The sequence below is a fragment of the Novosphingobium terrae genome, from assembly GCF_017163935.1.
Lineage (GTDB): Bacteria > Pseudomonadota > Alphaproteobacteria > Sphingomonadales > Sphingomonadaceae > Novosphingobium > Novosphingobium terrae.
The window spans coordinates 2554106-2578923 of record NZ_JABVZR010000002.1; the positions used below are offsets into that span (position 1 = coordinate 2554106).

Annotated in this window: 18 protein-coding genes; 11 read left to right on the top strand and 7 right to left on the bottom strand. The window is 62.9% G+C overall.

What is annotated here, in order from left to right:
- Positions 1-7: 7 nt before the first annotated feature.
- Both HGK27_RS29035 and HGK27_RS29040 read right to left on the bottom strand, forming a co-directional pair.
- A complete protein-coding gene (locus HGK27_RS29035) occupies positions 8-1351 on the bottom strand; it encodes a glycoside hydrolase family 27 protein (protein WP_206244259.1) in 1344 nt (447 codons plus the stop codon).
- On the bottom strand, positions 1348-2931 hold the full coding sequence (locus tag HGK27_RS29040; RefSeq protein ID WP_206244260.1) for a DUF5597 domain-containing protein: 1584 nt from the start codon (positions 2929-2931) through the stop codon (positions 1348-1350). Before HGK27_RS29040 ends, HGK27_RS29035 begins: the two co-directional genes overlap by 4 nt.
- Before the next feature lie 366 nt (positions 2932-3297).
- On the opposite strand from HGK27_RS29040, the gene HGK27_RS29045 reads away from it, so the two are divergent.
- The 10 genes from HGK27_RS29045 to HGK27_RS29090 all read left to right on the top strand — a co-directional run bounded on the left by HGK27_RS29045 (position 3298) and on the right by HGK27_RS29090 (position 18960).
- Complete coding sequence (locus tag HGK27_RS29045; protein WP_241127584.1) at positions 3298-6099, top strand: TonB-dependent receptor; 2802 nt, start codon at positions 3298-3300, stop codon at positions 6097-6099.
- A gap of 61 nt (positions 6100-6160) precedes the next feature.
- Entirely contained in the window at positions 6161-6871 is a 711-nt protein-coding gene (locus HGK27_RS29050) for a DUF6445 family protein (protein WP_206244261.1), read from the top strand.
- Positions 6868-8406, top strand: a complete 1539-nt coding sequence (locus tag HGK27_RS29055) for a tryptophan halogenase family protein (protein ID WP_206244262.1) — start codon at positions 6868-6870, stop codon at positions 8404-8406. Before HGK27_RS29050 ends, HGK27_RS29055 begins: the two co-directional genes overlap by 4 nt.
- An 8-nt stretch (positions 8407-8414) precedes the next feature.
- A complete protein-coding gene (locus HGK27_RS29060; RefSeq protein ID WP_206244263.1) occupies positions 8415-11261 on the top strand; it encodes a beta-galactosidase in 2847 nt (948 codons plus the stop codon).
- A 121-nt stretch (positions 11262-11382) separates the two neighbouring features.
- Positions 11383-12051: a FadR/GntR family transcriptional regulator gene (locus HGK27_RS29065; protein WP_241127889.1), complete on the top strand. Its 669-nt coding sequence runs from the start codon at positions 11383-11385 to the stop codon at positions 12049-12051.
- Between the two features lie 204 nt (positions 12052-12255).
- Positions 12256-13821, top strand: a complete 1566-nt coding sequence (locus HGK27_RS29070) for an NAD(P)-binding domain-containing protein (RefSeq protein ID WP_206245623.1) — start codon at positions 12256-12258, stop codon at positions 13819-13821.
- 12 nt (positions 13822-13833) lie between these two features.
- On the top strand, positions 13834-14886 hold the full coding sequence (locus HGK27_RS29075; protein WP_206244265.1) for an alpha-hydroxy acid oxidase: 1053 nt from the start codon (positions 13834-13836) through the stop codon (positions 14884-14886).
- Positions 14883-16274, top strand: coding sequence for a cytochrome P450 (locus HGK27_RS29080; RefSeq protein WP_206244266.1), 1392 nt, complete (start codon positions 14883-14885; stop codon positions 16272-16274). The genes HGK27_RS29075 and HGK27_RS29080 overlap by 4 nt, the downstream gene beginning before the upstream one ends.
- Entirely contained in the window at positions 16256-17095 is an 840-nt protein-coding gene (locus HGK27_RS29085; RefSeq protein ID WP_206244267.1) for an iron-containing redox enzyme family protein, read from the top strand. Before HGK27_RS29080 ends, HGK27_RS29085 begins: the two co-directional genes overlap by 19 nt.
- A 149-nt stretch (positions 17096-17244) precedes the next feature.
- A complete protein-coding gene (locus HGK27_RS29090; RefSeq protein ID WP_206244268.1) occupies positions 17245-18960 on the top strand; it encodes a putative bifunctional diguanylate cyclase/phosphodiesterase in 1716 nt (571 codons plus the stop codon).
- 18 nt (positions 18961-18978) lie between these two features.
- On the opposite strand, the gene HGK27_RS29095 is transcribed toward HGK27_RS29090, so the two are convergent.
- Genes HGK27_RS29095 through HGK27_RS29105 form a run of 3 tightly spaced genes read right to left on the bottom strand, consistent with a single transcriptional unit; the run spans position 18979 to position 20450 of the window.
- Positions 18979-19719, bottom strand: a complete 741-nt coding sequence (locus tag HGK27_RS29095; RefSeq protein ID WP_206244269.1) for an SDR family NAD(P)-dependent oxidoreductase — start codon at positions 19717-19719, stop codon at positions 18979-18981.
- An 11-nt stretch (positions 19720-19730) separates the two neighbouring features.
- Positions 19731-20060, bottom strand: a complete 330-nt coding sequence (locus tag HGK27_RS29100) for a carboxymuconolactone decarboxylase family protein (protein ID WP_206244270.1) — start codon at positions 20058-20060, stop codon at positions 19731-19733.
- 9 nt (positions 20061-20069) lie between these two features.
- Positions 20070-20450: a tautomerase family protein gene (locus tag HGK27_RS29105; protein ID WP_206244271.1), complete on the bottom strand. Its 381-nt coding sequence runs from the start codon at positions 20448-20450 to the stop codon at positions 20070-20072.
- 80 nt (positions 20451-20530) lie between these two features.
- Here HGK27_RS29105 and HGK27_RS29110 point away from each other — a divergent pair, with 80 nt between their 5' ends.
- Positions 20531-21448, top strand: a complete 918-nt coding sequence (locus HGK27_RS29110) for a LysR substrate-binding domain-containing protein (protein WP_407674673.1) — start codon at positions 20531-20533, stop codon at positions 21446-21448.
- 118 nt (positions 21449-21566) lie between these two features.
- Here the strand turns inward: HGK27_RS29110 and HGK27_RS29115 are convergent, their stop codons facing one another.
- The gene (locus HGK27_RS29115; protein WP_206244272.1) at positions 21567-23654 is read right to left on the bottom strand and encodes a TonB-dependent receptor plug domain-containing protein; all 2088 of its coding nucleotides are present in this window, start codon (positions 23652-23654) and stop codon (positions 21567-21569) included.
- Between the two features lie 270 nt (positions 23655-23924).
- The gene (locus HGK27_RS29120) at positions 23925-24770 is read right to left on the bottom strand and encodes a hypothetical protein (protein ID WP_206244273.1); all 846 of its coding nucleotides are present in this window, start codon (positions 24768-24770) and stop codon (positions 23925-23927) included.
- Positions 24771-24818: the final 48 nt, after the last annotated feature.

Consider the following 24818-nt stretch of genomic DNA (forward strand, 5'->3'; position numbering starts at 1 on the left):
TGCCTGATCACGCCGCAGACAGTCGATAAAGTCGTGACCCATGCGGGGGCACATCGCGCGTGAAGATGGCGCCGGTCTGTCCTTCATCCTTGCGCTGCCACAGATCGCGCACCTTGGCCGCTCCCGGTAGCTCAAGGCGCGGCAGATCGAGCCTCACCTGCTTGGCCGTATCGGCAATGTTGAACAGCGCCAGATACCATGCACCATCCGGGGCTCGCGCCGACCAGACCGGCGCATCATCCTCCCAGAAATGGGGCTGGTTGGCGTGGCTCGACTGGTTGATGGCCAGCACTTCGGGATTGGTCAGCAGCGCCAGCGTGGCCGGGGTAAGGTGGCGCAGATCGCCGCCCATGATCAGGGGCGAGCGGGCGATGCTCCACAGTGTCATCAGCGTCTGCTGTTCGTCGGGGGTGAAACTGGTTTCGCGCGTGCCCATTTTCAGGCGACCGAGCGGCAGCATATCGGCATCGGGCCAACCGCTCAGGCCCTTCATCGCTCCGTTCCAGTTCGCCAACCGGGTGAACTGCGCCTTGAGCATCGCCCAGTCATCCCAGAAATCATCCGAGATGCGCCACATCTGCGCATGCTGGCTGGCATGCACAGCGCGCGACACCGGCGTTTCGCCGGGCGACATGCTCAGCATCATCGGGCGGCCCGAGCGGGTGATGGCCGTTGCGATGGCCTCGATCTCGGGCGCATGGGCGTCATAGGGGCGGCTCAGATCATCGACCTTGACGAAATCCACGCCCCATGAGGCCAGCAGTTTGAACACGCTGTCGTAATAGGCCTGAGCGCCGGGGCGGCGCATATCCACGCCATACATATCCGGGTTCCAGGCGCAGACGCTGCTGGTGTCGGCGATGGCGCGGGCGGTGGTCCGGGTGCCCAGCACCGGCAGATCGCGCTCCACGGCAAGGCGCGGAATGCCGCGCAGCAGATGGACGCCAAAGCGCAGGCCCATGGCATGCACGCGCCGGGCCAGAGGGGCAAAGCCCTTGCCGCCCTCGCTTGAGGGAAAGCGGTTCGGGGCGGGCAGCAGGCGCCCATAGCCATCCATCGCGGGCACGGGTTTCACGTTGTAATCATAGCCGGTGGCGCTGGGATCGTACCACTGGATGTCGACGGTCAGAATGTCATAGCCGGAGGGCAGCAATTCGCGCGCCATGATCTGGGCGTTTTCCAGCGTCTGCGCCTCGGTGATGGTGGTGGCGAAGCTGTTCCAGCTGTTCCAGCCCATCGGCGGCCGGGGGGCCAGAGGACGGCGCGAGGGCACAGGGGCAGCTTTCACCGCAGCGGCAGCCATCCCGCCAGCCACACCGCTGGCCAGCAGCGAGCGACGCGAGACCTTCATCGCACCACCTGCGTCGTCACCATCAGCGACTTGCCCGAAGCAGGCAGCACCAGCCCGAAGGCCGTTTCATCACCATTAAGCAGGCGATCGCGCACCCATCGTCCATCCATAAAATGCCCTTCCTCCACGCTGACCAGTTCGACATGGCCCGCTGTGCCCAGCCTGGGCGCAAACAACAGATTGGTCGAAGCGCCGACAATCAGAAAGCGGTTCGCCTCGACCTGCGCCACGATCACCCGGCCCGACAGATCCGCATTGCCCTGCCCGCGCGGGCCGCCATAGCCGTCGCGCACCTCGCCGAAGCGGGCCACGGCCTCGATGCCATCAAAGGTGAGGGGGATGTTGGCCATGCCGTCTTCCTCAACGGCGGAGAGGGCATGGCCCGCATCGCGCAAAGGCAGCAGGAAAGGCGCGGCATCGCGCAGCAATTGGTAATCGAGGGCGATGGGTTCGATGGCCTCTTGCCCCTTGCTGATGCCGAAGCCTTCATCGATGCCGAATTTGGAAATGCCGACGCTATGGGGCTGGGCGATGGTCCAGAAGGCGTGGCGGGCATGGGCCATGCTGCCCCCGGTTTCCGGCACGAAGAGCGGATTGCCGGGGATGTCATAGGCCTTGGCGATCTGTGTGTAGGGCGCGACGTTGGTGTCGTAATTGTCCACGCCGACCACATCGATCGCAGGCGCCAGCGCTTTCCATTGCGGCAGCAGCCATGACACCGCGCCGCCGCTGGGGCTGCTGTCTCCGGGGCGGAGCAGGCCGGGCTGCTCGCGCGGCCAGACATTGGCATACATCGGCAGATCATAGGCCTTGCGCCCCGCGGCCGCGACCGCGCCGATGTAGCGTGCGGTGTGATAGGCCATAAAGGCCTCGGGCGCCTTTTCGGCATAGTTATCCTGCCATGAGCCTTGCTTGGCGCCGGGCATATCGGCGGGGACGGGAGCGGTGAACAGGGCCTCGGCTGCTGCGGAATGATCGCGGTCTGCGCCCAGCGTGCCGGCCTCATTTTCCACCTGCACCATGATGATGGTGCGTTGTTTGGCATCCACCGCCTTGATGTGAGCCATCAGTGCGGCGAAAGCTTTGGCATCGGCGTTGCGGCTGGCTTCGGCAATGGGGGAAAGCGCGTCGATGGGGTGGTGATCGGCGTCTTCCACGCGCGGGAAGCGCTGCGTGTCGTGCTTCACCCAGGCCGGGGCGTAGGACATTTTCGCGTTTTTCCAGCTGCCGAACCACAGCAGGGCGATGCGAATATGTTGAGCGCGGGCTTCGGCGATCAGGCCATCGATGATGGAGAAGTCGAAACGGCCTTCTTCGGGTTCGATGCTTTCCCAGCCCAGCGGGACCATCACCGTGTTGGCATGGCTGCGCTTGATGGCCGGGGCGAGGGCGTGAAAGGTGTCAGGAAAACCGGAGGAATTGTTGAGCTGAATGCCGAGAACCAGAAAGGGCTTGCCATCGACGGTCAGCACGGGCTGGCCGGAGGCGTCACGCGAAAAGCGACTGTCCTGAGCCTGCGTGGCGGGCGCCGCCCCCAGTGTGGCCAGCAAGGCGGCCACTGCGGCCAGTCTCTTTTTCATCAAACCTTCCCCCTCTTTTGATGGCTCTGCCGGTCGCTGGCTTTGCACGGTTGGGCGTGGCCTTTGTGGCGTGTTTGGGAGCCTTATTGTCATACTATAATGGCTTATCTAGTCGATCAAGTCAGATAAATTTTCCATCCAGCGGCTCAAAACGGCTTGTTGAGATGGCGGGTTTGCCTGTCTGGGCCGCGCGCATTAATATAATGATTAAACTATGAAAAAATATAATATCGGTGCAGGTTTGAGAAGGCTGAATCGAGATTCTTCAGTCGTTCATAAAAAATCTCTTGTTGGACAAATGATTCTGCCTAAATATGACAAGGCAAGATGCACCGCAAAGTGGGCAAACAGGGGAGTGGATCAATCATGCAGCGTTTTCGCTATCGCTATCTTATGAGCGCGTCCGTCACGGCGGCCTGTACTCTTCTGGCGGGCGTCCCCGCTTTCGCCGCCGATGATCAGCAAGTTGTCGCAGCCAGTCCTTTGGCGCAGCAAGTGCCCGGCTCATCTCCCGCCAATTCTCAGGATATCATCGTGACCGGCGTGCGGGCCAGCCTCCGCTCGGCCCAGGCGATCAAGCGCAATGCCAATCAGATCGTTGATTCCGTTGAGGCGACCGACATCGGCAAGCTGCCTGACGCCAACACGGTCGAGGCGCTGCAGCGCATCACCGGCGTGCAGATCCAGCGCCGCTATGGCGAGGGCGCGACCGATTTCGACCACCGCACACAGCCCGCCATCACGGTGCGCGGGTTGACGCAGGTCAGCAATTTCATCGATGGACGCGCGGCGATTTCGGCGGCGGGCGGGCGTTCGCTCGATCTGGAGGCGCTGCCGCCTGAACTGCTGGCGGGCATCGATGTCTACAAGAATCCGCCCGCCGATACGATCGAGGGCGATATCGCCGGTGTGGTCAACATCCGCACCCGCCTGCCTTTCGATGCCAAGGGGCAAGTCATCAGCGCCACGGTCAAGGGCAATTATTATGACCGCGCCAAGAAGACGGGCGACAGTTTTTCTCTGCTCTACAGCAATCGCTTCGATACCTCGATCGGCGAGATGGGTTTCCTGGTCAACGTCAGCTATGCCAAGAGCTTCTATCAGCAGGATGCGCTGATCATCGGCGCCTATGGCCCCGTGCCCGCCGGAACCACCATTCCGGGCGCCCCGGCCAATGCGCAGGTGCCCTATGGTGTGCAGATCTATGACGACAGCGGCAACCGCCAGCGCATCGGTGCGGCCGGCGCCTTCCAGTGGCAACCCAACAGCACGTTGCTGGTGACGGCGCAAGCGCTCTATTCGCGCTACAAGTTCTACCGTCAGGGCAAATATTACTATTACAACAACAACGGCAATCCCTCGACCACGCCGCTCAATGGCGGGAACTTCACCTTTGACAGTTCGGGTTATGCCACCTCCGGCTCGCTCAGCAATATGGTCTTTGAATCCTCGCGTTTCGATCAGGATCTGACTGATACCGTCGGCAATTACACGCTGAATGTGAAATGGAACCCCAACAACCGGATCAAGAGCACCTTCGATTTCCAATATCTGAAATCGACCTACAATGCCGATCGCAACGGCTTCGTCATTTCGCTCTACGATCAGGCGGGTGAGACGCCTTACACCGCCCTGCATCAGAGCATCGTCGATTTCGATCTGCGCGGATCGCGGCCCGTCTGGAATGTGCGCGATCCCGGCCTGCTGTCCAACCCGGCCAATTACGCTTTCACCTATATGGCCGATGCCATTCAGCGCAACGAGGCCGATCAACTCGCGCTGCGCTACGATCTGGAATATGATGCCGAGGGCGGCTTCCTGAAAAAGCTGCGCGGCGGCGCGCGTTATGCCGACAGCACGGTTGATCTGCGCGGCACCTGGAACGCCTTCTGCCTGGTGCCCAGCGGCCCGAATGCGGCCTGCAACGCCACGGCGGGGACACCTTTTGTGCCGGTTTCGGCGCATCCCGAACTGGCAATCAGCGGCCCGTCCTCCAACTTCTTTGACGGACGCACGCTGACCGGCGGCATCCTCTATCCCAACTTCGAATCCGGCTCCAACCTTTGGGACAGCCTGACCAAGACCGAGGCGCTGTTCGGCGCGACGCCGAAGAACTATTTCGCCCCCGCCGATCTCAATCATCAAACGGAAAAGTCGATCAGTGGCTATGTCACGGCGGACTTTGCCAACCGGCTGTTCGGTCTTGATTTCGACGGCAGCGCGGGTGTGCGCGTGGTCAACACCAAGACCGGTTCCACCGGTGTGATCATCAACAATGACGGTTCGATGTCGCCGCTCGATGTGCGGCGCAGCTACACGAAAGCGCTGCCCAGCTTCAATTTGAGGCTGCATCTGGCACCCAAGGTTCAGGCACGTTTTGCCTTTTCGCAATCCTTCGCGCGGCCCAATTTCGACCAGATGTCGACCAATGTGACGCTCAATCAGGTGACGCAGGTCAGCCCGCTGACCGGGCGGCCCAGCGGCTCCTCGGGCAATCCCTATCTCAGCCCCATCACTTCGACCAATTATGACGCCACCGTGGAATGGTATTTCGCCCAGTCCGGATCGCTGACGGGTGGCCTGTTCTACAAGCAGGTCGATGGTTTTCTGGCCAGCGGTACGGTGGTGCGTAGCTACAATGGCACGCCTTTCGACATCGGAACTACGGTCAATTCGGGCAAAGGCACGATCAAGGGCTTTGAAATTGCCTATCAGCAGTTCTTCGATTTCCTGCCGGGCATCTTCAGCGGCTTTGGTCTTCAGGCCAATTACACCTTTGTCGACAGCAGCGTGACCAATCCTTTCGCGGCGACCGGCAGCAACATCCCGATGACCGTGCCATTGGAGAAGCTTTCCAAGCACAGCTATAATCTGGTGGGGCTCTATCAGAAGGGGCCGGTCTCGGGGCGCTTGGCGTGGAGCTGGCGCGGCACCTATCTGGATACCACTTATGGCAGCGGCGCCAATGGTTTGCCGCAGTTCCAGAAGCCCTATGCCTCGCTTGATGCTTCGGTGAGCTACAACATCACCAAGCATATTGCGGTGTCGCTCGATGCGGTGAATTTGCTCAACCGCATGACCGAAACCTACATCAACACCACCAGCCAGCCGCTGCAATATACGCTGAATGACCGGCGTTACGGCTTCTCGCTGCGCGCAACCTATTAAGAGACCCTCCCTGGACCGGCGGGCGCGGAACCCGCCGGTCACTTTTTAGGTGGAACGTGGGATGATGGTTTCTGCATCCATAGTCGGGTCACAGACATCGGTCTCGCTGCTGCGTTTGCAAGGCAGCGACGAACCGGTGCTGGTCATGGATGCCGCGACAGGGCAGGCCGAACATCTCATCGCCGCTGCCAGTGCTTCGCGGTTCGAACCGGCCAGCGCCGTAGGCAGCGGTTACCCCGGTTTGCTGGGCCCCGCGCCGCATGCCTATGTTGATGCCATGGTGCGCTTTGTGCTGCCTTTGCTGCAGCAGCATTGGCACACTGGCCCCATCCGCCCCAAACGGGCGAGGGGCAATTTCTCGCTGGTGGCCACGCCGCCCGAAGCTCTGTCTGCGGAACAACGTATGCCGCATGTGGATGCTGCCGATCCGCTTCAATTTGCCGCCGTCCATTATCTCTGCGGGGCGCAGCATGGCGGGACCGGTTTTTTCCGCCACCGGCCCACCGGATTTGAAACGCTCGATCCCGCGCGCGTCGAGGTGTTCAACAAGGCAATGGATGACAAAACCACGCTTTCCTATGGCTATCCGGCTGGCGACAGCGCAGACTTCGCCCTGATCGGCGCTTGCGAGGCCCATATGGATCGTCTGGTTATCTATCGCTCTTCCCTGTTCCACTCGGGCCTGATCCGCGCCCTGCCGGAGCATGCCGAAGATCCCCGTCGCGGTCGCCTGACCGGCAATCTTTTCCTGCAATGCGAGGTGGCCCGATGACACACGAACCCTTGCGCAGCATCGCCATCATCGGCGGCGGCACGGCAGGCTGGATGACGGCGGCGGCGCTGGCCCGTGTGCTGGGGCGGCCCGACCTGACCATCACGCTGGTGGAATCCGAGGAGATCGGCACCGTCGGCGTGGGCGAGGCGACGATCCCGCCCTTGCTGGCCTTCAACAGCCTGCTGGGTATCGATGAGGATGAGTTCATCCGGGCGACCGGCGCCACTTTCAAGCTGGGGATCGAATTCGTCGACTGGCTGCACCATGGCCATCGCTATTTCCATCCTTTCGGCAATTATGGCGTCGATTTCGGGCCGATCCCCTTCGATGGGCTGTGGCATCGGCTCAGGCAAAACGGCGATAACACCCCGCTGGAGGACTATTCGATCTGCGCTCTGGCCGCCCGTCAGACCCGTTTCGATCGACCCAGCGGGGGCACGAACACGCCGCTCGGTCATATCGGCTATGCCTTCCATTTCGATGCGGTGCGTTATGCTGCTTTCTTGCGTGACCATGCCGAAAAAGCCGGCGTGATCCGCAAAGAGGGCAAGGTTACGCAGGTTCAACAGGATGGTGAAACCGGCTTTATCGCCAGCGTCCAATTGGCCTCGGGCGAGCAGATCGCCGCCGATCTCTTTATCGATTGCTCCGGCTTCCGAGGCCTGCTGATCGACCAGACGCTTGAGGCGGGTTTCGAGGATTGGGGCCATTGGCTGCCCAATGATCGTGCTGTCGCGGTGGCGTGTGAACGCTCCGGCCCGCTCACGCCTTACACCAGATCCACGGCGCGTGAGGCGGGGTGGCAATGGCGCATTCCGCTGCAGCATCGCGTGGGCAATGGCTATGTCTATGCCGGCGCTCACCTCAGCGATGAGGCCGCCGAGGAGGCTCTCACCACCAGCCTTGAGGGGCCGATGCTGGGTACGCCGCGTCTGCTGCGCTTCCGGGCCGGGCGCCGCAAGAGCTTCTGGGCGAAGAACTGCATCGCGCTGGGGCTGGCGAGCGGCTTTCTCGAACCGCTGGAATCCACCAGCATCCATCTGGTTCAGGCAGGCATCGCGCGACTGCTGGAAATGGTGCCGACCCGCGCATTCGAGCCTGCCGATATCCGCCGCTACAACCGCCTGATGACGGCGGAGTTCGCAAGCATCCGCGATTTCCTGATCCTGCATTTCCACGCCACACAGCGCGCCGACACGCCCTATTGGGATCATCTGCGCAGCATGCCGATCCCCGACAGTCTGGCGGAACGCATCGCCATCTACCGCGCCACAGGCCGCGTCTTCCGAGAGGCGGACGAGTTGTTCAGCAAGACCAGCTGGCTGGCGGTGATGCACGGGCAGGGGCTGCAAGCGGCGGGGTATGACCCGCTGGCCGATGGCATGCCTCTCGCCGAGGCGCAGGCGCGGCTGCAGCGCGTGGCGCAGGTCACCGCTGCCGCCGCCCGGCAGATGCCCGATCATGCCGATTTCCTGCGACGCCGCTGCGGCGTCAGTGACCCCGCATTCCTGAACACTGTGCTGACATCATGAGGACCCTGATGAGGATCAAATTTCCCCGCCTCAAATCGCTTTTGCTGATGGGTTCGGCGGCCACGCTGGCTTGCGCCACCGTGGCCCATGCCGACCAGCCCACGGCGCAGCACAGCATCGCCTTCGATCAGTACAGCTTCCTTGTCGATGGCCAGCGGGTCTATCTCTGGTCGGGCGAGTTCCATCCCTATCGCCTGCCCAGCCCGGAACTGTGGCGTGACATCTTCCAGAAGATGAAGGCGGCGGGTTTCAACACCACCTCGATCTATTTCTCATGGGGCTATCACTCGCCGCGCGAGGGCGAGTATGATTTCTCCGGCATCCGCGATATGGACCGCGTGCTGGATGAAGCGCAGAAGGCGGGCATCTATGTCATCGCCCGCCCCGGCCCCTACATCAATGCCGAGGTCGACAGCGGCGGCTTCCCCCTCTGGCTGACGCAAAAGCCGGTGAAGAACCGCAGCCCCGATCCGGACTATCTGAAACTGGGCGATGAATGGCTGACCCGGATCGACAGGATCATCGCGCGGCATCAGCTCTCGGACGGGCGTGGCAGCGTCGTCGCCTATCAGATCGAAAATGAATATTACAACGGCGACGACAAGGGCCGCGATTATATCCAGCACCTGCGCGACAAGGCGAAGGCTGACGGCATCACCGTGCCGCTGGTCGGCAATCACAACGATACTTTCGTGTCCGGCAAAGGCGCGATGGATGTCACCGGTTGGGATTACTATCCGCAAGGTTTCGACTGTTCGCACCCCGAGCATTGGAACCCCGCGCCCGATATGGCCGCGCATCGCCATGCCGGGCAGCCGCTGTTCACGGCAGAGTTCCAGGGCGGCGCTTTCGATCCATGGGGCGGCCCCGGCTATGCCCAATGCGCCAAGCTGATCAACGACCGCTTCGCCAATGTCTTCTACAAGGAGAACATCGCGGCGGGCGCCACGGCGCAGAATTTCTACATGCTCTATGGCGGCACCTCATGGGGCTGGCAGCCTATCCCGCAGAACTACACCTCCTATGACTATGGCGCGGCGATCACCGAGGCCCGCCAGTTCGAGCCCAAATATTTCGAGGACAAGCGCATCGGCTATCTGGTGACGGGCCTGCCCGCGCTGCTCAAAACCGATGATCTCAAGCCCCGCGCGCCGGACAATCCGCGCCTTGTAGAGGTGGCGCGGATCAATCCCGAAACCGGTACTCAGTTCCACCTGCTGCGCCATGGCGACACCACCTCCTCCACGGTGGAAAGCACGCATATCGCTCTGTCGCTGAAGGAAGGGGCTTTCCCACGCATCCCGCAGCAGCCCGGCACGGCGATCCGCATTGACGGGCGTGAAAGCAAGCTGCTGGTGGCCGATGGCAAGATTGGCGCCGCCACGCTGGTCTATTCCACCTCGGAGATGATGACGCAGGCCAGCATCGGCGCGCGCGATGTGGGTGTGCTCTATGGCCGCGCGGGCAGCGACGGCGAGACGGCGCTGGCCTTCAAAGCCAAACCGCAGGTCAAGGTGCTGGAGGGGCAGGCCACCTCGACGTGGTCCAGGGGTATCCTGCGGATCAACTACCAGCACCATGGCCTGTTGCGCCTGTTGATCGAAGGCGGCGAGCGCCCGCTCCTGCTGCTGATCGGCGAGAACAGCGCGACCGACCGTATCTGGCGTCAGGAGACCGCCCAAGGCCCGGTGTTGCTGCTCGGCTCGCATCTGCTGCGCAGCGCCCGTGTCGATGGCGAGACGCTGGCGCTTACCGGTGATGGCGATGCCGACAATCACGCCGAACTCCTTGCCGGCCATGCCCGAAGCGTGACATGGAACGGCGCCCCGGTAAGCCCCGCGCCGACCGCCTCGGGCACGCTGGCGTTTGATCTGCCCGTGCCCAAGCCTGTCACGCTGCCGGTACTCGATCACTGGACCAGCCGCGAGGATCAGCCAGAAGCCGGCGCCGCCTTTGATGATCGCGCATGGCAACAAGCTGATCTGAACGTCAGCAGCAGCATCACCAAGCCCGGCTCCCTGCCCGTGCTGTTCGCTGACGATTATGGCTTCCACACCGGCAACACCTGGTATCGCGGCCATTTCAGCGGGAAGGCAGGCTCTGTCCCCTCCGGCATCAAGCTGCATGTGAAAAGCGGCGGTGAGGCAGGGGCTTTCTCGGTCTGGCTCAACGGACATTTTCTGGGCAGTGTCACCCGCAACGAGACGGGCTCTTTCAGCTTTCCGGCCAATCTGGTGGTGGCGGGAGACAATGTGGTCTCGGTTCTCACCGTCAACATGGGGCATGAGGAGGATTACAACTCCACCGGGGAGAACCGCACGGCGCGCGGCATCATCGCTGCCGTGCCGCTTGGGGCGGGCGCCGATGCCATCCGCTGGCGCCTTCAGGGCGCGGTCACCGGGCAGGACAAGCTGCGCGGCCCCTACAATCTGGGGGGCCTGCATGGCGAACGTGAAGGCTGGCCGACCAGCCCCGATAGTGCGGGCTGGACCGCCACCAGCCTGCCGGCTGACACCACAGCGCCCGGCATCCGCTGGTATCGCAGTGATGTGACGCTGGATTTGCCGCAGGGGCAGGATACGTCGCTCAGCCTCGCGATCAAGGACCCGCCGGGCCGGCACTATCGCGCGCTGATCTTCGTCAATGGCTGGCAGATGGGGCATTATATCGCGGATATGGGCCCGCAAAGCCGCTTCCCGATCCCGTCAACAGTCCTTAATGGCCATGGCGTTAACCGTATCGCCATCGCTGTATGGAAGACGGATGACACGCCGGGCAGTCTGGGCGTAGTGTCGCTGGTCGATGAAGGCAGCGTCACCGCGCCGGATTTCACCGCGCCGGGCTTGGCTCGATAACAGGAAAACACGCATGAACCAGCGCCTTGACCTTGATGACGATGATGAGGCGCTGGAAAGCGATGAGGCCGGCGAAGCTCTGGCGGGCCAGACAAGAGCCGGTCGCAATCTGACGCATAGCATGCTCGATGCTCTGGGCCGGGCCATCGTCACGGGCGAGTTCAGTCGCAAGGTTTTCCCCACGGAGAACGATCTGGCGCACAGCTATGGCGTCAGCCGCTCGGTCACGCGGGAGGCCACCAAGATGCTGAGCGCGAAAGGTCTGCTGACGGCCCGTCCGCGTCAGGGCACCAGCATCCAGCCCGAAACATCATGGAACCTCTTTGACCCCGATGTGCTGCGCTGGCTGCTGGAGCGGGCCTTCTCGCTGGAACTGCTGGCCCATTTCACCCAACTGCGCGTCGCCATCGAGCCGATGGCGGCGGAGCTGGCGGCCCGCAATGCTTCGAAGGAAGGTCTGGCGCTGATCGAGGCGGCCTATCACCGCATGGAGGCGGCGGAGCGCGGCGAGGAAGACGGCTTGCTGGCCGATATCGCCTTTCACGTCGCCATTCTGGAAGCTTCGAACAATCCCTTTTATGCGCAGTTTCGCGATGTGGTGGGCACGGCGCTGAAGAAGTCGATCGTCTTTACCAACCGCTTTGCGGGGCGTCAGGCCAGCCTGCCGGCGCATAAGGCGGTGATGGATGCCATCAAGGCGGGCGACACGGCCAATGCCCATGCGGCGATGTCGATGATCGTGCGCGAGGTGATGCAGCTGATCGATCTGGCCAAGCGTGATGAGGCCTGACCGATAGGCTGGAGAAAACAGCTCCTTATCGCTGAACGCGTGCAGTGCGGCGCCCGGTAAGCACCATTCGGCGCCTCTGTTCCATCCCTCCGCAAGTTTTACCGACGCCACATGCCGCTCCGTCGATTTCGGCCCGCAGCGCGATAGCCGGTTCCCGCCTTGCCGCGTTTCGCAGGGGAACCGAATGTCGATGCATGCTGGAGGATTCTTGTGGAGTATCTGATCATTGGTGCCGGTCCGGCCGGTCTGCAATTGGGTTATCATCTCCAGCGCGCCGGGCGCGATTATCAGATCCTCGAAGCCGGGCCCGCACCGGGCCATTTCTTCAAGACCTATCCCCGCCACCGCAAGCTGATCTCCATCAACAAGCCGCATACCGGCACCACCGATCCCGAGCAGAATTTGCGGATGGATTGGAACTCGATCCTCAGCGACGATCCGGAACTGCTCTTCACCCGCTATTCTCCCCGCTATTTTCCGCCCGCCGATGTGCTGGTGCGCTATCTGGCCGATTATGCCGAAAAGCTGGGGCTGAATGTCGCCTATGACACGCGGATCACCCATATCACCCGGCAGGGCGAGGATGGCGATTTTACAGCCACCGATGCGCAGGGCCGAAGCTGGCAGGCCAAGCGCCTGATCATCGCCACGGGTGTTTCCAAACCCTATATTCCGCCGATCCCCGGCATCGAGACGATCGAGCAATATGCCGATGTTTCGGTCGAGCCCGAGGATTTCACCAACCAGCGCGTGCTGATCATCGGCAAGGCCAATTCAGCCTTCGAAACCGCCGACAATCTGATGGAAACCGCCGCTGTCATCCATGTCGCGGGGCCAAGCCCGATCCAGTTTGCGTGGAAGACGCATTTCGTCGGCCATCTGCGCGCGGTGAACAACAATCTGCTCGACAGCTATCAGCTGAAATCGCAGAATGCGCTGCTGGACGGCGAGATCGTCAACATCGCGAAGGATGAGTCCGGCTATACTGTCACCGTCAGCTTCAGCCGCGTGAATGAGGTGCTGAAGGATCTGCGCTATGACCGGGTGATCGGCTGCACCGGCTTCCGCTTCGACGCCGATATTTTCGATCCTGCGATCCGCCCCAGGCTGGTGATCAAGGAGCGTTTCCCCGAGCAGACCCCCGCCTGGGAATCCACCAATGTGCCAGGCCTCTATTTCGCGGGCACGCTGACCCAGATGCGCGATTTCAAAAAGTCCACCAGCGGCTTTATCCATGGCTTCCGCTACGCCGTGCGCGCGCTGAGCCGCGTGCTGGAGGAGCGCTATCACGGCGTGGCATGGCCGCATCAGGCGCTTGAACCCGAAGCCGATGTGCTGATGGAAGCGGTGATCGCACGCGTCAACCGCAGCTCGGCGCTGTGGCAGCAGTTCGGTTTCCTTGGCGATGTGATCCGCATTCTGTCCGATGGTTCGGCGCGCTATTGCGAGGAAATGCCGATGGATCTGGTGGCCGATGGCGCTCTGGCGGGCGATGCCATGCATTTCACCATCACACTGGAATATGGGCCCGATCACGACAAGGTCGACCCCTTCGACCTCAACGTCACCCGCATCGCCCAGAACGATCCCGAGCGGGCGGCGCAGGGGCAGTACCTCCATCCGGTGGTGCGGGCGTGGAAGGATGGCGCGCTGATCGCCACCCATCACGTCACCGAAAATCTGGAGAATGACTGGACCTTCCCCCATCACCGGGAGCCGCTTCAGGCCTTCTTCCAACGCATGCTCGAACCCGCCGAAGTCGCTGCCTGAGGGAGGGCCCCGATGGGCGCGCTCGATATCGCCGCGCTGGAGGCCGAAGCCCGCAGCCGCCTCGACCCTGCCGTCTACGATTATGTCGCGGGCGGCGCGGGCGAGGAATGGACCCTGCAGGCCAATGAGCGTGCCTATCAGGCCTACAGCCTCGCGCCCCGCGTGCTGAGGGGCACGGGGCCGCCCGATCTGACAGGCGGTCTGCTGGGGCAAGCCATGTCGATGCCGCTGGTGATTGCGCCCACGGCCTTCCACCGGCTCGCGCATGCCGATGGCGAGAGTGGCACGGCATGGGCGGCGGCGCAGGCGGGCATTCCGATGATCCTCAGCCTCGCCGCGACCGAGGCGATCGAGGCCGTTGCGCAGGCCGCCGGTATCTGCCCGTGGTTCCAGCTCTATATCCAGCCCGACCTCGGCTTTACGGAAACCCTGATCCGCCGCGCCGAGGCTGCCGGATGCCCGGCGCTGGTGGTGACGGTGGATTCCCCTGCCTTCGGGCGCAGAAAGCGCGATCAGGTGCATGGCTTCACCGATCTGCCCTCCGGCTTTGCCTGCGAGAACATGCGCGAGGCGCCGGGCCTGCCGCCGCGCCAGATCGCCTTTTCACCCGCCCTTTCATGGCATGAGATCGACTGGCTGCGCGCCCGCACCGGCCTGCCGATCCTGCTCAAGGGCATCATGCACCCACGCGATGCGCGGCTCGCCATCGAGCATGGGGTGGATGGCATCTATGTCTCCAACCATGGCGGGCGGCAGCTGGATGGCACTGCGCCGACGCTCAGCCTGCTGCCTGCCATTGCCGGAGAGGTCGCAGGGCAGGTGCCGATTTTCTTCGATGGCGGTATCCGGCGAGGGACCGATATCCTCAAGGCTCTGGCGCTGGGCGCCGATGTGGTGGCGATAGGGCGCCCGGTGATCTGGGGTCTGGCGGCAGGCGGCGCGGCAGGGGTGGCGGCCCTGCTGGAAGCGTTTCGCGACGATCTGGCGCACAGCCTGCTGTTGAGCGGCTGCGGTTCGCCTGCGGACCTTGATCCCTCAATGCTGTTGCGGGAGGGCGGGTCATGATCTGGCTGGGCCTTGCCTTGCTGGTGATCAGCCTGCCTTACTGGCTGCCGCCAGCCATCATCCGCCTGCGTGGCTGGGTCTTTACGCGGATCAATGGCGAGGAAGGCATCGCCGTGCCCGGGCCTTTGGTGCCGGTCAGCCAGTTTCGCGCGCTTTATGCCCATCCGGCGGCCAGTGGGCGCAGCCGGGGAGCGGTGCTGTCGGATCTGTTCTGGTACTGGCTGTCACCCGGGGCCGATCTCCATCAGGAGCATCTCGAAGCGGGCCAGCGCTATGAGGATGTGGCCGAGGCGACCCGGCGCTTTCTCGCGATGCGCAAGGACAAGGCCAGCGATCTGGCGACCCGCTCCATGCGGCAGGTGCTGGATGAGGGGCGGGAGGATCTTCATGCCATCCGCCTGCGTGATCTGATGATGCCGGTCTGGGCCGGTTTTTACCACGAGCTGGTCTTCGGTAAGCCTTGTTCGCCCGAGGTGCGCGATCTGATTGTGGGCAATGCCGATGATGTCGTCACCGCGCTGAAAGGGTCGAGCCTGCGCCATATGCGCCGCCGCGAGGCGTTGACCGCCTGGTTGGAGCAGCGCTTGCGCGAGGGCGCCCTGATCGGTCGCCTGCCGGTGACGCTGTCGCTGAAGGAGCAGGCGCTCTATCTGCAAGGCGTGTTCTTCAACACCGCTGTCGTGCAAATGTCGGAGGCGATGACGCATCTGATGCTGGCGCTGGCGCAGCATCGCGCGGTGCAGGCGCGGGTGCTGTCCGCGCTGGAGGATGACCGCCTGCTGGACCGGGTGATTGCCGAAACCCTCCGCCAATTCCCGCTGTTCGGCATTGCCCATCGCATCACACAGGCGCCGATCGAGGTGGCAGGCCAGACGCTGCCCGCCGGTTCGGTGCTGTGCTTCAATTATGCCGATTACCAGCGCAGCGGCTTTTCCGACCCTGACCGCTTCGACCCCGACCGCTGGGAGGGCATCGCCGGTCACAACCAGACCTATATCCCTTTCGGCGTCACCGAGAACCGGCCTTGCCCGGCCCATGCCATCGCCCTGGTCACCATGCGCGCCGCCGCCCGCGCGCTGCTGGAGCGCTTCAGCTGCGAGAGTTCGGTCAGCCATACACGCTCGATCCCCCATCGCGGGCCCTGCATTCTGGTGCCCCGCGCTCAGCCGGTTCCGGCGCGCAGACTGGCACTGATGCTGGCCTGGCTGCGCATCCGTGACCGCTGGGAGGATGTGGGGCGCAGCATCCGGCAACTGGTTCTGGGCACGATCATGGTGCTGCACGCCCGGCGGGAAGGCCTCGCCAAACGCCATTTCGAGGGGGCGCAACGCTGCCCTTTCCACACCGGACAGCCGACAGGAGAAGCCCAATGCGCGCCATCCCCCTGAGTGATCTGCTGGCACATTGCGCCGCCGCTTTCCCCGAGGGGCAATTGCAGGCCGATGATGCCAGCGCCCTGCAGTCCTGGTGGCAGGCGGCGCTGGATCGCGCTTCCTCCCTCTCGCAGCAACTGCGGGAGGAACCGGTGGAGCGTTGGACCGAACGTGTGCTCGATCATCCAGCGCATCGCCATGAGTGGTATCATGTGCTGGCCGATCAGGTGACGCTGGAGGAATTCGCCAGATTTATGCTGGAAAACCGGTATTTTCCGGCTTTTCTTCCCCTTGCAGCCCGCGCGCTGGAGGTTCAGTTCCTCGATCCTGCCCGCGAAGCCCTCCAGCGCAACATTGAGGATGAGCAGCACCCCGTCCCTCACGCTGATCTGATGCGCCGCCTGATGATGGCGCTGAAAAGCCGCGCCGGGGACAATCTGCGGCTTGAGGATTACCCCGCACTGGCCGAGCGCACCCTGATCTTCTACCACGGCTTCTATCGCGACCCATGGGCGCTGGTCGGCGCGCTTTATATGACGGAGGCCGTCGCGCTTTACCGCCTCACCGGTATGAACAAGGGCCTGCGCCGCCTGGGTTTCAACGATCATGAGTGCGAATTTGTCGACCTCCATATGACCTGCGACGAAGATCACGCCCGCGAATGGATCGAGGCGGTGATCGCCCCCAGCATCGCTGCAGATCCGGCCCTCAAGGCGCCCATTGCACAGGGGCTGGCGGTCGCGCTCGATACGTCCCATCGCTATCTCGACGCGCTGGTCACCCGGGTTCAACAAAGGCGAAAGCTGGCCAGCGCGGTGCCCTTGGGGACGGCATAATCATAAAACTGCAACAGTCCTTACTCATGCATGACAATATTACGGTTACACTCCGTATATTCCCCGGTTAGTCCCTACATCCTTTGCTTTATCGATTCCCCTTTAGGGATGCGCAGCCAAGCTCTGGTCCAAGCTCTGGGATAACGACAATGACGCTGCGTTCTCTTGCCATGCCGGTTCCAGCGCTGCGCTGCTCCGATTTTGGTGAAACCGCCTACTATCGTTTTGAAGAATTTGAAGATTGCCCTCTCTTGGTCGTGGTGGACGATCATGGTAAACCGATCGGCATCATTGAGCGTAACAGCTTCCTGATGCAGTTTTCGGGGGAGTTCGGTCGTGCCATTTTCGCGCGCCGCACCATCACCCTGATCATGGAGCCGGTGCGTCTGGTGGTTGAGGCGCGCGACAAGGCCGCCGATTTCGCCGAACATGCACTGGAAAACAATTTTACCGAGCTGGTGCGGGGCTTTGTCGTCGTGGAGAACGGGCGCTATCTGGGCGTGGCCGGTGTGGTGGATCTGCTCCGCGCGACCATCATCGAGCGTGCCCGCACCGCCGAGCGTCTGGAAAAGCTGGCCCATTTCGATGCGTTGACCGGCCTGCCCAACCGCGTGCAGCTCCTTAACCATCTTGCCGCCCGGCTAGAGCAGGTCGATCAGAGCGAAACGCGCGAAGAAGTGGCACTGCTGGCCATCGATCTGGACCGCTTCAAGGCGGTGAACGACACCTTCGGCCATGCCGCGGGCGATATGGTGCTCAAGGAAATGGCGGTTCGCCTGCGCGCGTCCTTGCGGCTGGACGATATGCCCGCGCGGCTTGGCGGCGATGAATTTGCCGTGGTGGTCAGCGCCTCCTGCGTCACCAGCCTGTCGGAAAAGATCGCCGATCGCCTGATCGAAGCCATGCGTGAGCCCTTCCTCTTTGGCGACAAGGTCCTGCATCTGGGCGGCAGCATCGGCATTGCGGTCTACCCGCATGATTGCGCCAATGCCGAGGAATTTCTCAATTACGCCGATGTGGCGCTCTACAATGCCAAGTCGGACGGCAAGGGCGTGTGGCGCAAATTCTCGCCCGATATGCGCGAGGGGCTGGTCCAGCGCAACGCCATCGAGAATGATCTGCGCGATGCCCTGAAACGCGGCGAGATCGAGGCGCATCTGCAACCCCAGCTGGATATGGCCACGGGCTGCATTTCGGGCTTCGAATGCCTGATGCGCTGGCGCCATCCCGAGCGCGGCATGATTTCCCCCTCGGTCTTTATTCCGCTGGCCGAGGACATCGGCCTGATCCATGAGCTGGGCGAGTGGATGATCGATGAGGCCTGCAGCATCGCCTCCAGACTGCCCGACACGCTGACCGTTGCCGTCAACATTTCCGCCGTGCAGTTCCGCGTGGAAGGGCTGGTGGAATTTGTCGAGCAAGCGCTGGATCATTACGATCTGCATCCCTCGCGGCTGGAGCTGGAAATCACCGAAAGTGTGTTGATTGACGATGAGGATCGCGTGATGCGCTTCATCGAAAGCTTCAAGACGCTGGGCGTCAGGATTGCGCTGGATGATTTCGGCACCGGCTTTGCGTCCTTCTCCTATCTCCACAGCTTCGATTTCGACAAGATCAAGATCGACCGCAGCTTTGTGAAGGGCCTGCCTGACAATCAGGCCTCACGCGCCATCGTTTCGGCGGTGGTTGTGCTGAGCAAGCAGCTGGGCGCGACCGTGATGGCCGAGGGGGTGGAAACGGCCACCCAGCTGGAGGCTCTGCGCCAATATGGCTGCCATGGCGCGCAGGGTTTTCTGATCGGTGCCGCTGAAGCTGACCCCTTCCACTACATCGGCGATCATAAATTCACCCATCTGGCGGCCTGACGGGGGAGGGGCTCAGGCTTACAGCGTCTGGCCATTCTCCGCCCGCAGGATCTGGCCGGTCATGGACCGGGCTTCCAGCAGCATCAGCGCCGTTTCGGCGATATCCTCGGGCGTGGAGATGCGCTGCAGCAGCAGGCTGCCGGTCAGCCTGCGCATATTGTCCTCATGCCCGGCCCACCAGCGGGTCTCGACCGCGCCGGGCGCCAGGCAATTGACCCGGATTTCCGGCGCCAGAGCCCGCGCCAGCGAGCGTGTCAGCCCATGCAGCGCCGCCTTGGAGGTGGCATAGGGAATGGAGGAGCCATAGCCTGTCTCGCCCGCGATGCTGCCGATGTTGAGGATCGCCGCACCAGGCGTCTGGCGCAGATAGGGCGCGGCAGCCTGAGCGCAATGGAAAGCGCCTTTCACATTGGTGGCATAAAGCTCCTCCCACATCTCGTCCTCGATGGCGCCGAGGTCGGCGAAGGGCAATTGCCGGGTGATCGCCGCATTGTTGACGAGATAGCGCAGCGGCCCCCAATCCTCGGCGATCTGGCGCACCATCGCCTGCACGGCCTGCCGGTCACGCACATCGGTGGCGAAGCTTCGGGCGGTGCCGCCTTCCTGCTCGATCTGGCGCAGCGTGTCCTCGGCATCGGTCTGGCTGCGGGCATAGATCACGCCGACCGCGAAGCCGCGCCGGGCCAGCGCCAGGCTGATGGCGCGCCCGATACCGGTGCCGCCCCCCGTGACGATGGCGGTCTGTTGCTGGTTTGGCATCAAAGGTCTCCTTAAGGCTGGACTGGCTGGGACAGGACGTCTCGCATGATGGCGCAGGCGGTGTTGGCGGCGGGCCAGCCGGCGTAAAAGGCCAGATGGGTGACCGCTTCGCCCAGCTCCTCGCGCGTCACCCCATTGTCGAGCGCGCGCCGGATATGGCCGGGCAGTTCATGGATGCGGTAGAGCGCGATCAGCGCGGCAAGGGTGATCAGGCTGCGATCGCGTCCGGACAGCTCGGGTCTTTCCCAGACCTCGCCAAACAGCACACGGTCGCTGAGATCGGCGAGGGCCGGGGCGATATCGCCAAAGGCCTGTTGGGCAGGGCTGAGGGTTGCGGTCATGGCTAACCCTCAATCCGCTGCCGAGGCGCCGTGGCTGAAGGACCAGTCCTGGAAGGTGGAGTTGGCGATCACCACCATCACATCCTCGGGGCGGATACCCGGGGCTTCTTGCAGATGCTTGACCAGCGTCTGGTAGAAGCGGCGCTTGGTGGCATCCGGACGGTCTCGCCCGGTGGTGATGTGGAACAGCACGAAACCGTCCGAACGCGGGCCGCCGCGGTAATGGCGGTCGAAGATCATCTCGCCGGGCTGATGCTGGTGGAAGAGGGTGAAACGGTCGTTCTCCGGCACATCGAAGCTTTCGACCATGGCGCGGTCAAGGCTGTCGGCGATGGCGGTGAGGGTGGCGGGGGACTGCCCCGCGAGCAGGGAGATGCGGGTGAAGGGCAAGGTGTCTTCCTTTCGAAATCCGTTGACGCTCCGAATATGGCCGCGCATCATGATCCGGAAAATCGGATTAATCAGGATTCATGATCCTGCTTTTCAGGATGTTTATGCGGCTGACCAATCTCGATATGGATGCTTTGCGCAGTCTGGTGACGGGGCTGGATGCCGGCTCTTTCGTCCGCGCGGCTGACCGGCTGGGCCGCTCGACCTCGGCGATCAGCGCTCATCTCAAAAAGCTGGAGGAGCAGACCGGCGCTGCCTTGCTGCGCAAATCCGGGCGAGGGCTGATCCCCACCGAGCAGGGGGAGCTGCTGCTGTCCTATGCCCGGCGCCTCCTGTTGCTCAATGACGAGGCGATGGCAGCGCTGCGGGGCGTGGAGCTGGAGGGGCGGATCAGGCTGGGCTTGCAGGAGGATTTTGGCGAAACCATCCTGACGCATCTGCTGGGGCGTTTTGCCCGGGCCCATCCCAAGGTGCGGATCGAGGGGCGTATCGCGCGGAACATTGAACTGACCGAGCGCCTTGCCGCCGGTGCGCTGGATCTGATCCTGGCCTGGGATGATGGCGTCAGCCGGCCCCATGCCGAGGCGGTGGCCGCTGTGCCGCTCTGCTGGCTGGGGGCCACCGACAATCCCGCCTTATGGACCCCACAGGCCGCCGATCTTCTGCCGCTGGCGGTGCTTGAGGCGCCCTGCATGCTGCGTGATATCGCCTGCGCCGCGCTTGACCGGCAGGGGCAGCCGTGGCGGATCGCCTTTACCAGCCCTAGCCTCTCCGGCGTCTGGGCGGCGACGGCGGCGGGGCTGGGGATCGCCCTGCGCACGCCGATCGGCCATGCTGCCTCGGTCTGCAGGCTGGAGGTTGCCGGCTTGCCCGAATTGCCGGTTATGCGGCTGATGCTGGATCGCGCCGATGATCATGACAATCCGCTGGTCGCGGCCTTGGCCTCGCTGATCCGCGAAACCTTGCCTCAGCATTTGCCGCGGGAGTGGGGGCTGTGATCAGGCAGCTGTTCTGATCTGGCACATCGCCTGAGGCGCCAGCGCCTCAGTGTGATACCCGAGATGATGCCGCCTCGATGGCCGGAAAGCGGGCCATCGAGGCAAGGCGGGATGGGGTTCAGTAGCTGGCCTTGAGCGAGAGTTGATAGCTGCGCCCGGGCTCGGGATAGCCGTCGACCAGCTGATAATTCTGGTCGAACAGATTGCGCACGGAGGCGCTGATGCTGGTGCCGCGGCGCAGCTGGTATTCCGCCTTGAGCGCGGCATTCACATAGGCGCCGGTGCGGTAATAGGTGATCGGCGCGATATCGGTGACGGTCCAGCGACTGGAGGCGATGTCTGCGCTGGGCACCAGATGCAGGCGGGGTAGCACCGTCCAGTCGGCATAGACGAAGGCCTTGTGCGTCGGCACATCGGTGGGGCGGAAGGCGGCATTGCCCGGATCGACAAGCGTGCGGTGCGTCCAGGTGTAATTGCCGCCCAGCGTGAAGCTGGGGGCCAGTTGCGCCGAGACGCTGCCCTCAAGCCCATAGGTGTTGCCATGCGACACGTTCAGGGACTGCGTCATCACCGTGCGCGCGCAAGGCCCCGGCGTGGTGCTGGCGGTGCAGGCATAGCCCAGCACGCTTTCGCTCACGATGGCATTGGTGATGTGGGCGTGGAACAGGGCGCCCTCCAGATGCAGCATGCCAAGCTGGGTCGAACCGCCCAGTTCGATCTGCCGCGCGCGTTCGGGCTGCAGGCCGGGGTTGGGGATGGAGGTGCCGAAACGCTGGCTGAAGCGCTCGAAAATGGTGGGGAAGCGCGCGCGGGACGAGACGCTGAGATGCAGCGCCGAATTGGCATTCACCGCCCAGTTCAGCTGGCCCTGAGCGCTCCAGGTGCTGCTGTTTGCCTTGGGATAATTGTACAGCACGCTGGCGCCAGAGGTTCCGAGCGGCGCGCCATATTCCTCGGCGCGCTTGAGGTCGCGCCAGTCATAACCGCCGCCCAAAGTCAGGCTGAGGGCAGGGGTGAAGCTGTAGGCGTTTTCGATGGAAAGGCTGTAGGTGTTTTCAAGATCGGTCTGCACCGGCTCGGTGGTGTTCGCCGGGAAGCTGGTCTGGGCTTCCTTATGGCGATCCGAGCGCATCTGGGCGCCGATGGTCACCCGTTCACGCGTGGAGGGGCGCAGGGTCAGTTCCAGCGAGCCGCCCAACGCATCGTCCCAATAGGGGCTGTTGAAGCTGCGACCCAGGGTCTGGGTGTTCTCCGCCGCCGTGTCGAAGGAGCGCAGCATGTTGTAGAAAGTGTTGTAATAGAACCGCGTTTTGAGCGTGGATATGGGATCGAGCTGCGTCGTGGTCAGCATATAGAGGCTTTCCGTGTTCCACGCGGGCCATGTCCAGAAACGCTGCGCCGAAAGTGGATCGGTGACATGCAGTGGGGCCAGCTTCTCGCCCTCCTGCTTGGTGTAGCTGATGACATATTCATCGGTGGCGTTTGGCGTGAAACCGGCCTTCACATTGACGCGCCAGTCGCCTGTCTGCGAGAGACCGCGGCGGCCCGCGCCTTGATTGGCAGTGGGTGTGAAGCCGCCCGCCAGATCCCAGTGATCGGTGTAGGCGCGCCCGACCGAGGCCTGCGCATACCATTTGTCATGCCTGGTGCCGATCAGCGCCGAGGTGGAATAGCCGGCATATTCGCCATTACGCCCCAGATTGAGCGTGCCACTGACCTGCGCTTCCAGCGCTTTCGTGGGCTTGGAGGTGACCAGGTTGATCGCCCCGCCCATACCGTCCGGCCCGTTGAGCACCGAGACATAGCCCTTGGCCACCTGCACCTGAGCGATGTCATTGGTGAGGAAACGCCCGAAATCGAGCCGGTTGTCGGCTGGCAGATAGACGCGGATGCCGTCGATGGTCAGCGGCACCTCGAAGCGGTTGAAGCCGCGCACGAAGACAAGGCGTTCGTTACGCGTGCCACCGCTGTTGCCCGCCGAAACGCCGGGCATCAGCCCCACCGCATCGTCAAGGCTGACGCGGTTGAACAGGCTGATCGCATTGGCCGACAGCGTCTGGCTGGTGATATCCGGGGCGGAGGGCTGCGTGCCCGTCACCACGATCTCGCCAAGGCCGAAGCTTGCGGTTTGGGGAGCATCCTGCGCCAGCGCAGGCGTGGCAAGGCCGGTGGCGGCCAGAAGCAGGCCGGATTGAATAAACCTCATGACAAGTCCCTGTTCTATGTTTTGATCTGGAAAATCTCGCGCAGCTTTGTGTCTGCGTTCTTACAGTTGAATGATCGTCCCTTCGCGCCATGTTGCGTAAAAAAGGCGCCATCGCTCGCGGCTCAGAAGAACCGGATCGAAGGCGCCGTTGCCATTGAAAAAGACCCTGGAAGGGCATGGATTAACGCTGCGTCGATGCAGAGGTAACTGCGGTTGCTTTTCATATTTGTTGCGGCTTGGCAAGCCTTCGCAACTGCAACAGCTCTGTGCTTAGGTGCAGGGCCGGGGCTGATCGCTTGTGCCGTTCGACAGGCAGTCCTTCAACTCCTTGAGCCGCTCCGTAACGGGCTTCCTGTCGATGGAGATCGAATCCGGGCTGAACCGATCCTTGTTGTCATTCACATTGCCCGCCCACAGCTTCCAGTCGGCGGGCAGTTTGAAACGGGCGGCGACGGCGCGACGGGCCTGCTCCGCTGCCTTGTCCTCAGAGAGGCGGGCTCGGATCAGCTTGCGATATTCCTCGTGATAGGCCTGGTTGAAGGCGATGGTGCGGTCATCGGCAATATGGCCGGGCTGGGCGACGAAGATCGCCCATTTGTCCTTGTCGTTCCAGACCGAGCGGTTGGGGACCGGGTTGTAATAGGCATGGGCCAGTTCGCGCAGCACATCAGGCACATCGCGGGAGATGTTGCGCAGCAGCGTGACCTTGACGGATTCGGCGCCCGCATCCTGAGCGGTCTGGCTGATGGCAATGATGGTGGCCGCCCAGCGGTTGCGGTCGTCGCCGGTGACGATGGCACGGATCTGAGCCACCTTGATGCCGCCCACAAAGGAGTCGCTGTAGATGTAGCTTTCGATGTCATAGGGGGCGGCGGGCACGGTTGCCGTCACGCTGCTGAGGTTTTGGGCATTGTCACCGGCATTGGCGGAGGTCGCCGGGCGGGTCGCCAGCACGATGCCGCCCAGCAGCAGCACGGCGAAGATTCCGCCTAGGCCGATCCCGATCGCTCTGCGCGCCAAGGGCTTGTCCTTCCGTTTCAGCAGGCCGGGAAAGGCGAGGCCCAGCAGCAGGACCAATCCCGCGAGCAAGGACAGTGAGATCAGGGCAACCCCCATGAAATCCCTCACGCATTCCCCCATAAATCCATGAGCAGAAGATTGAAC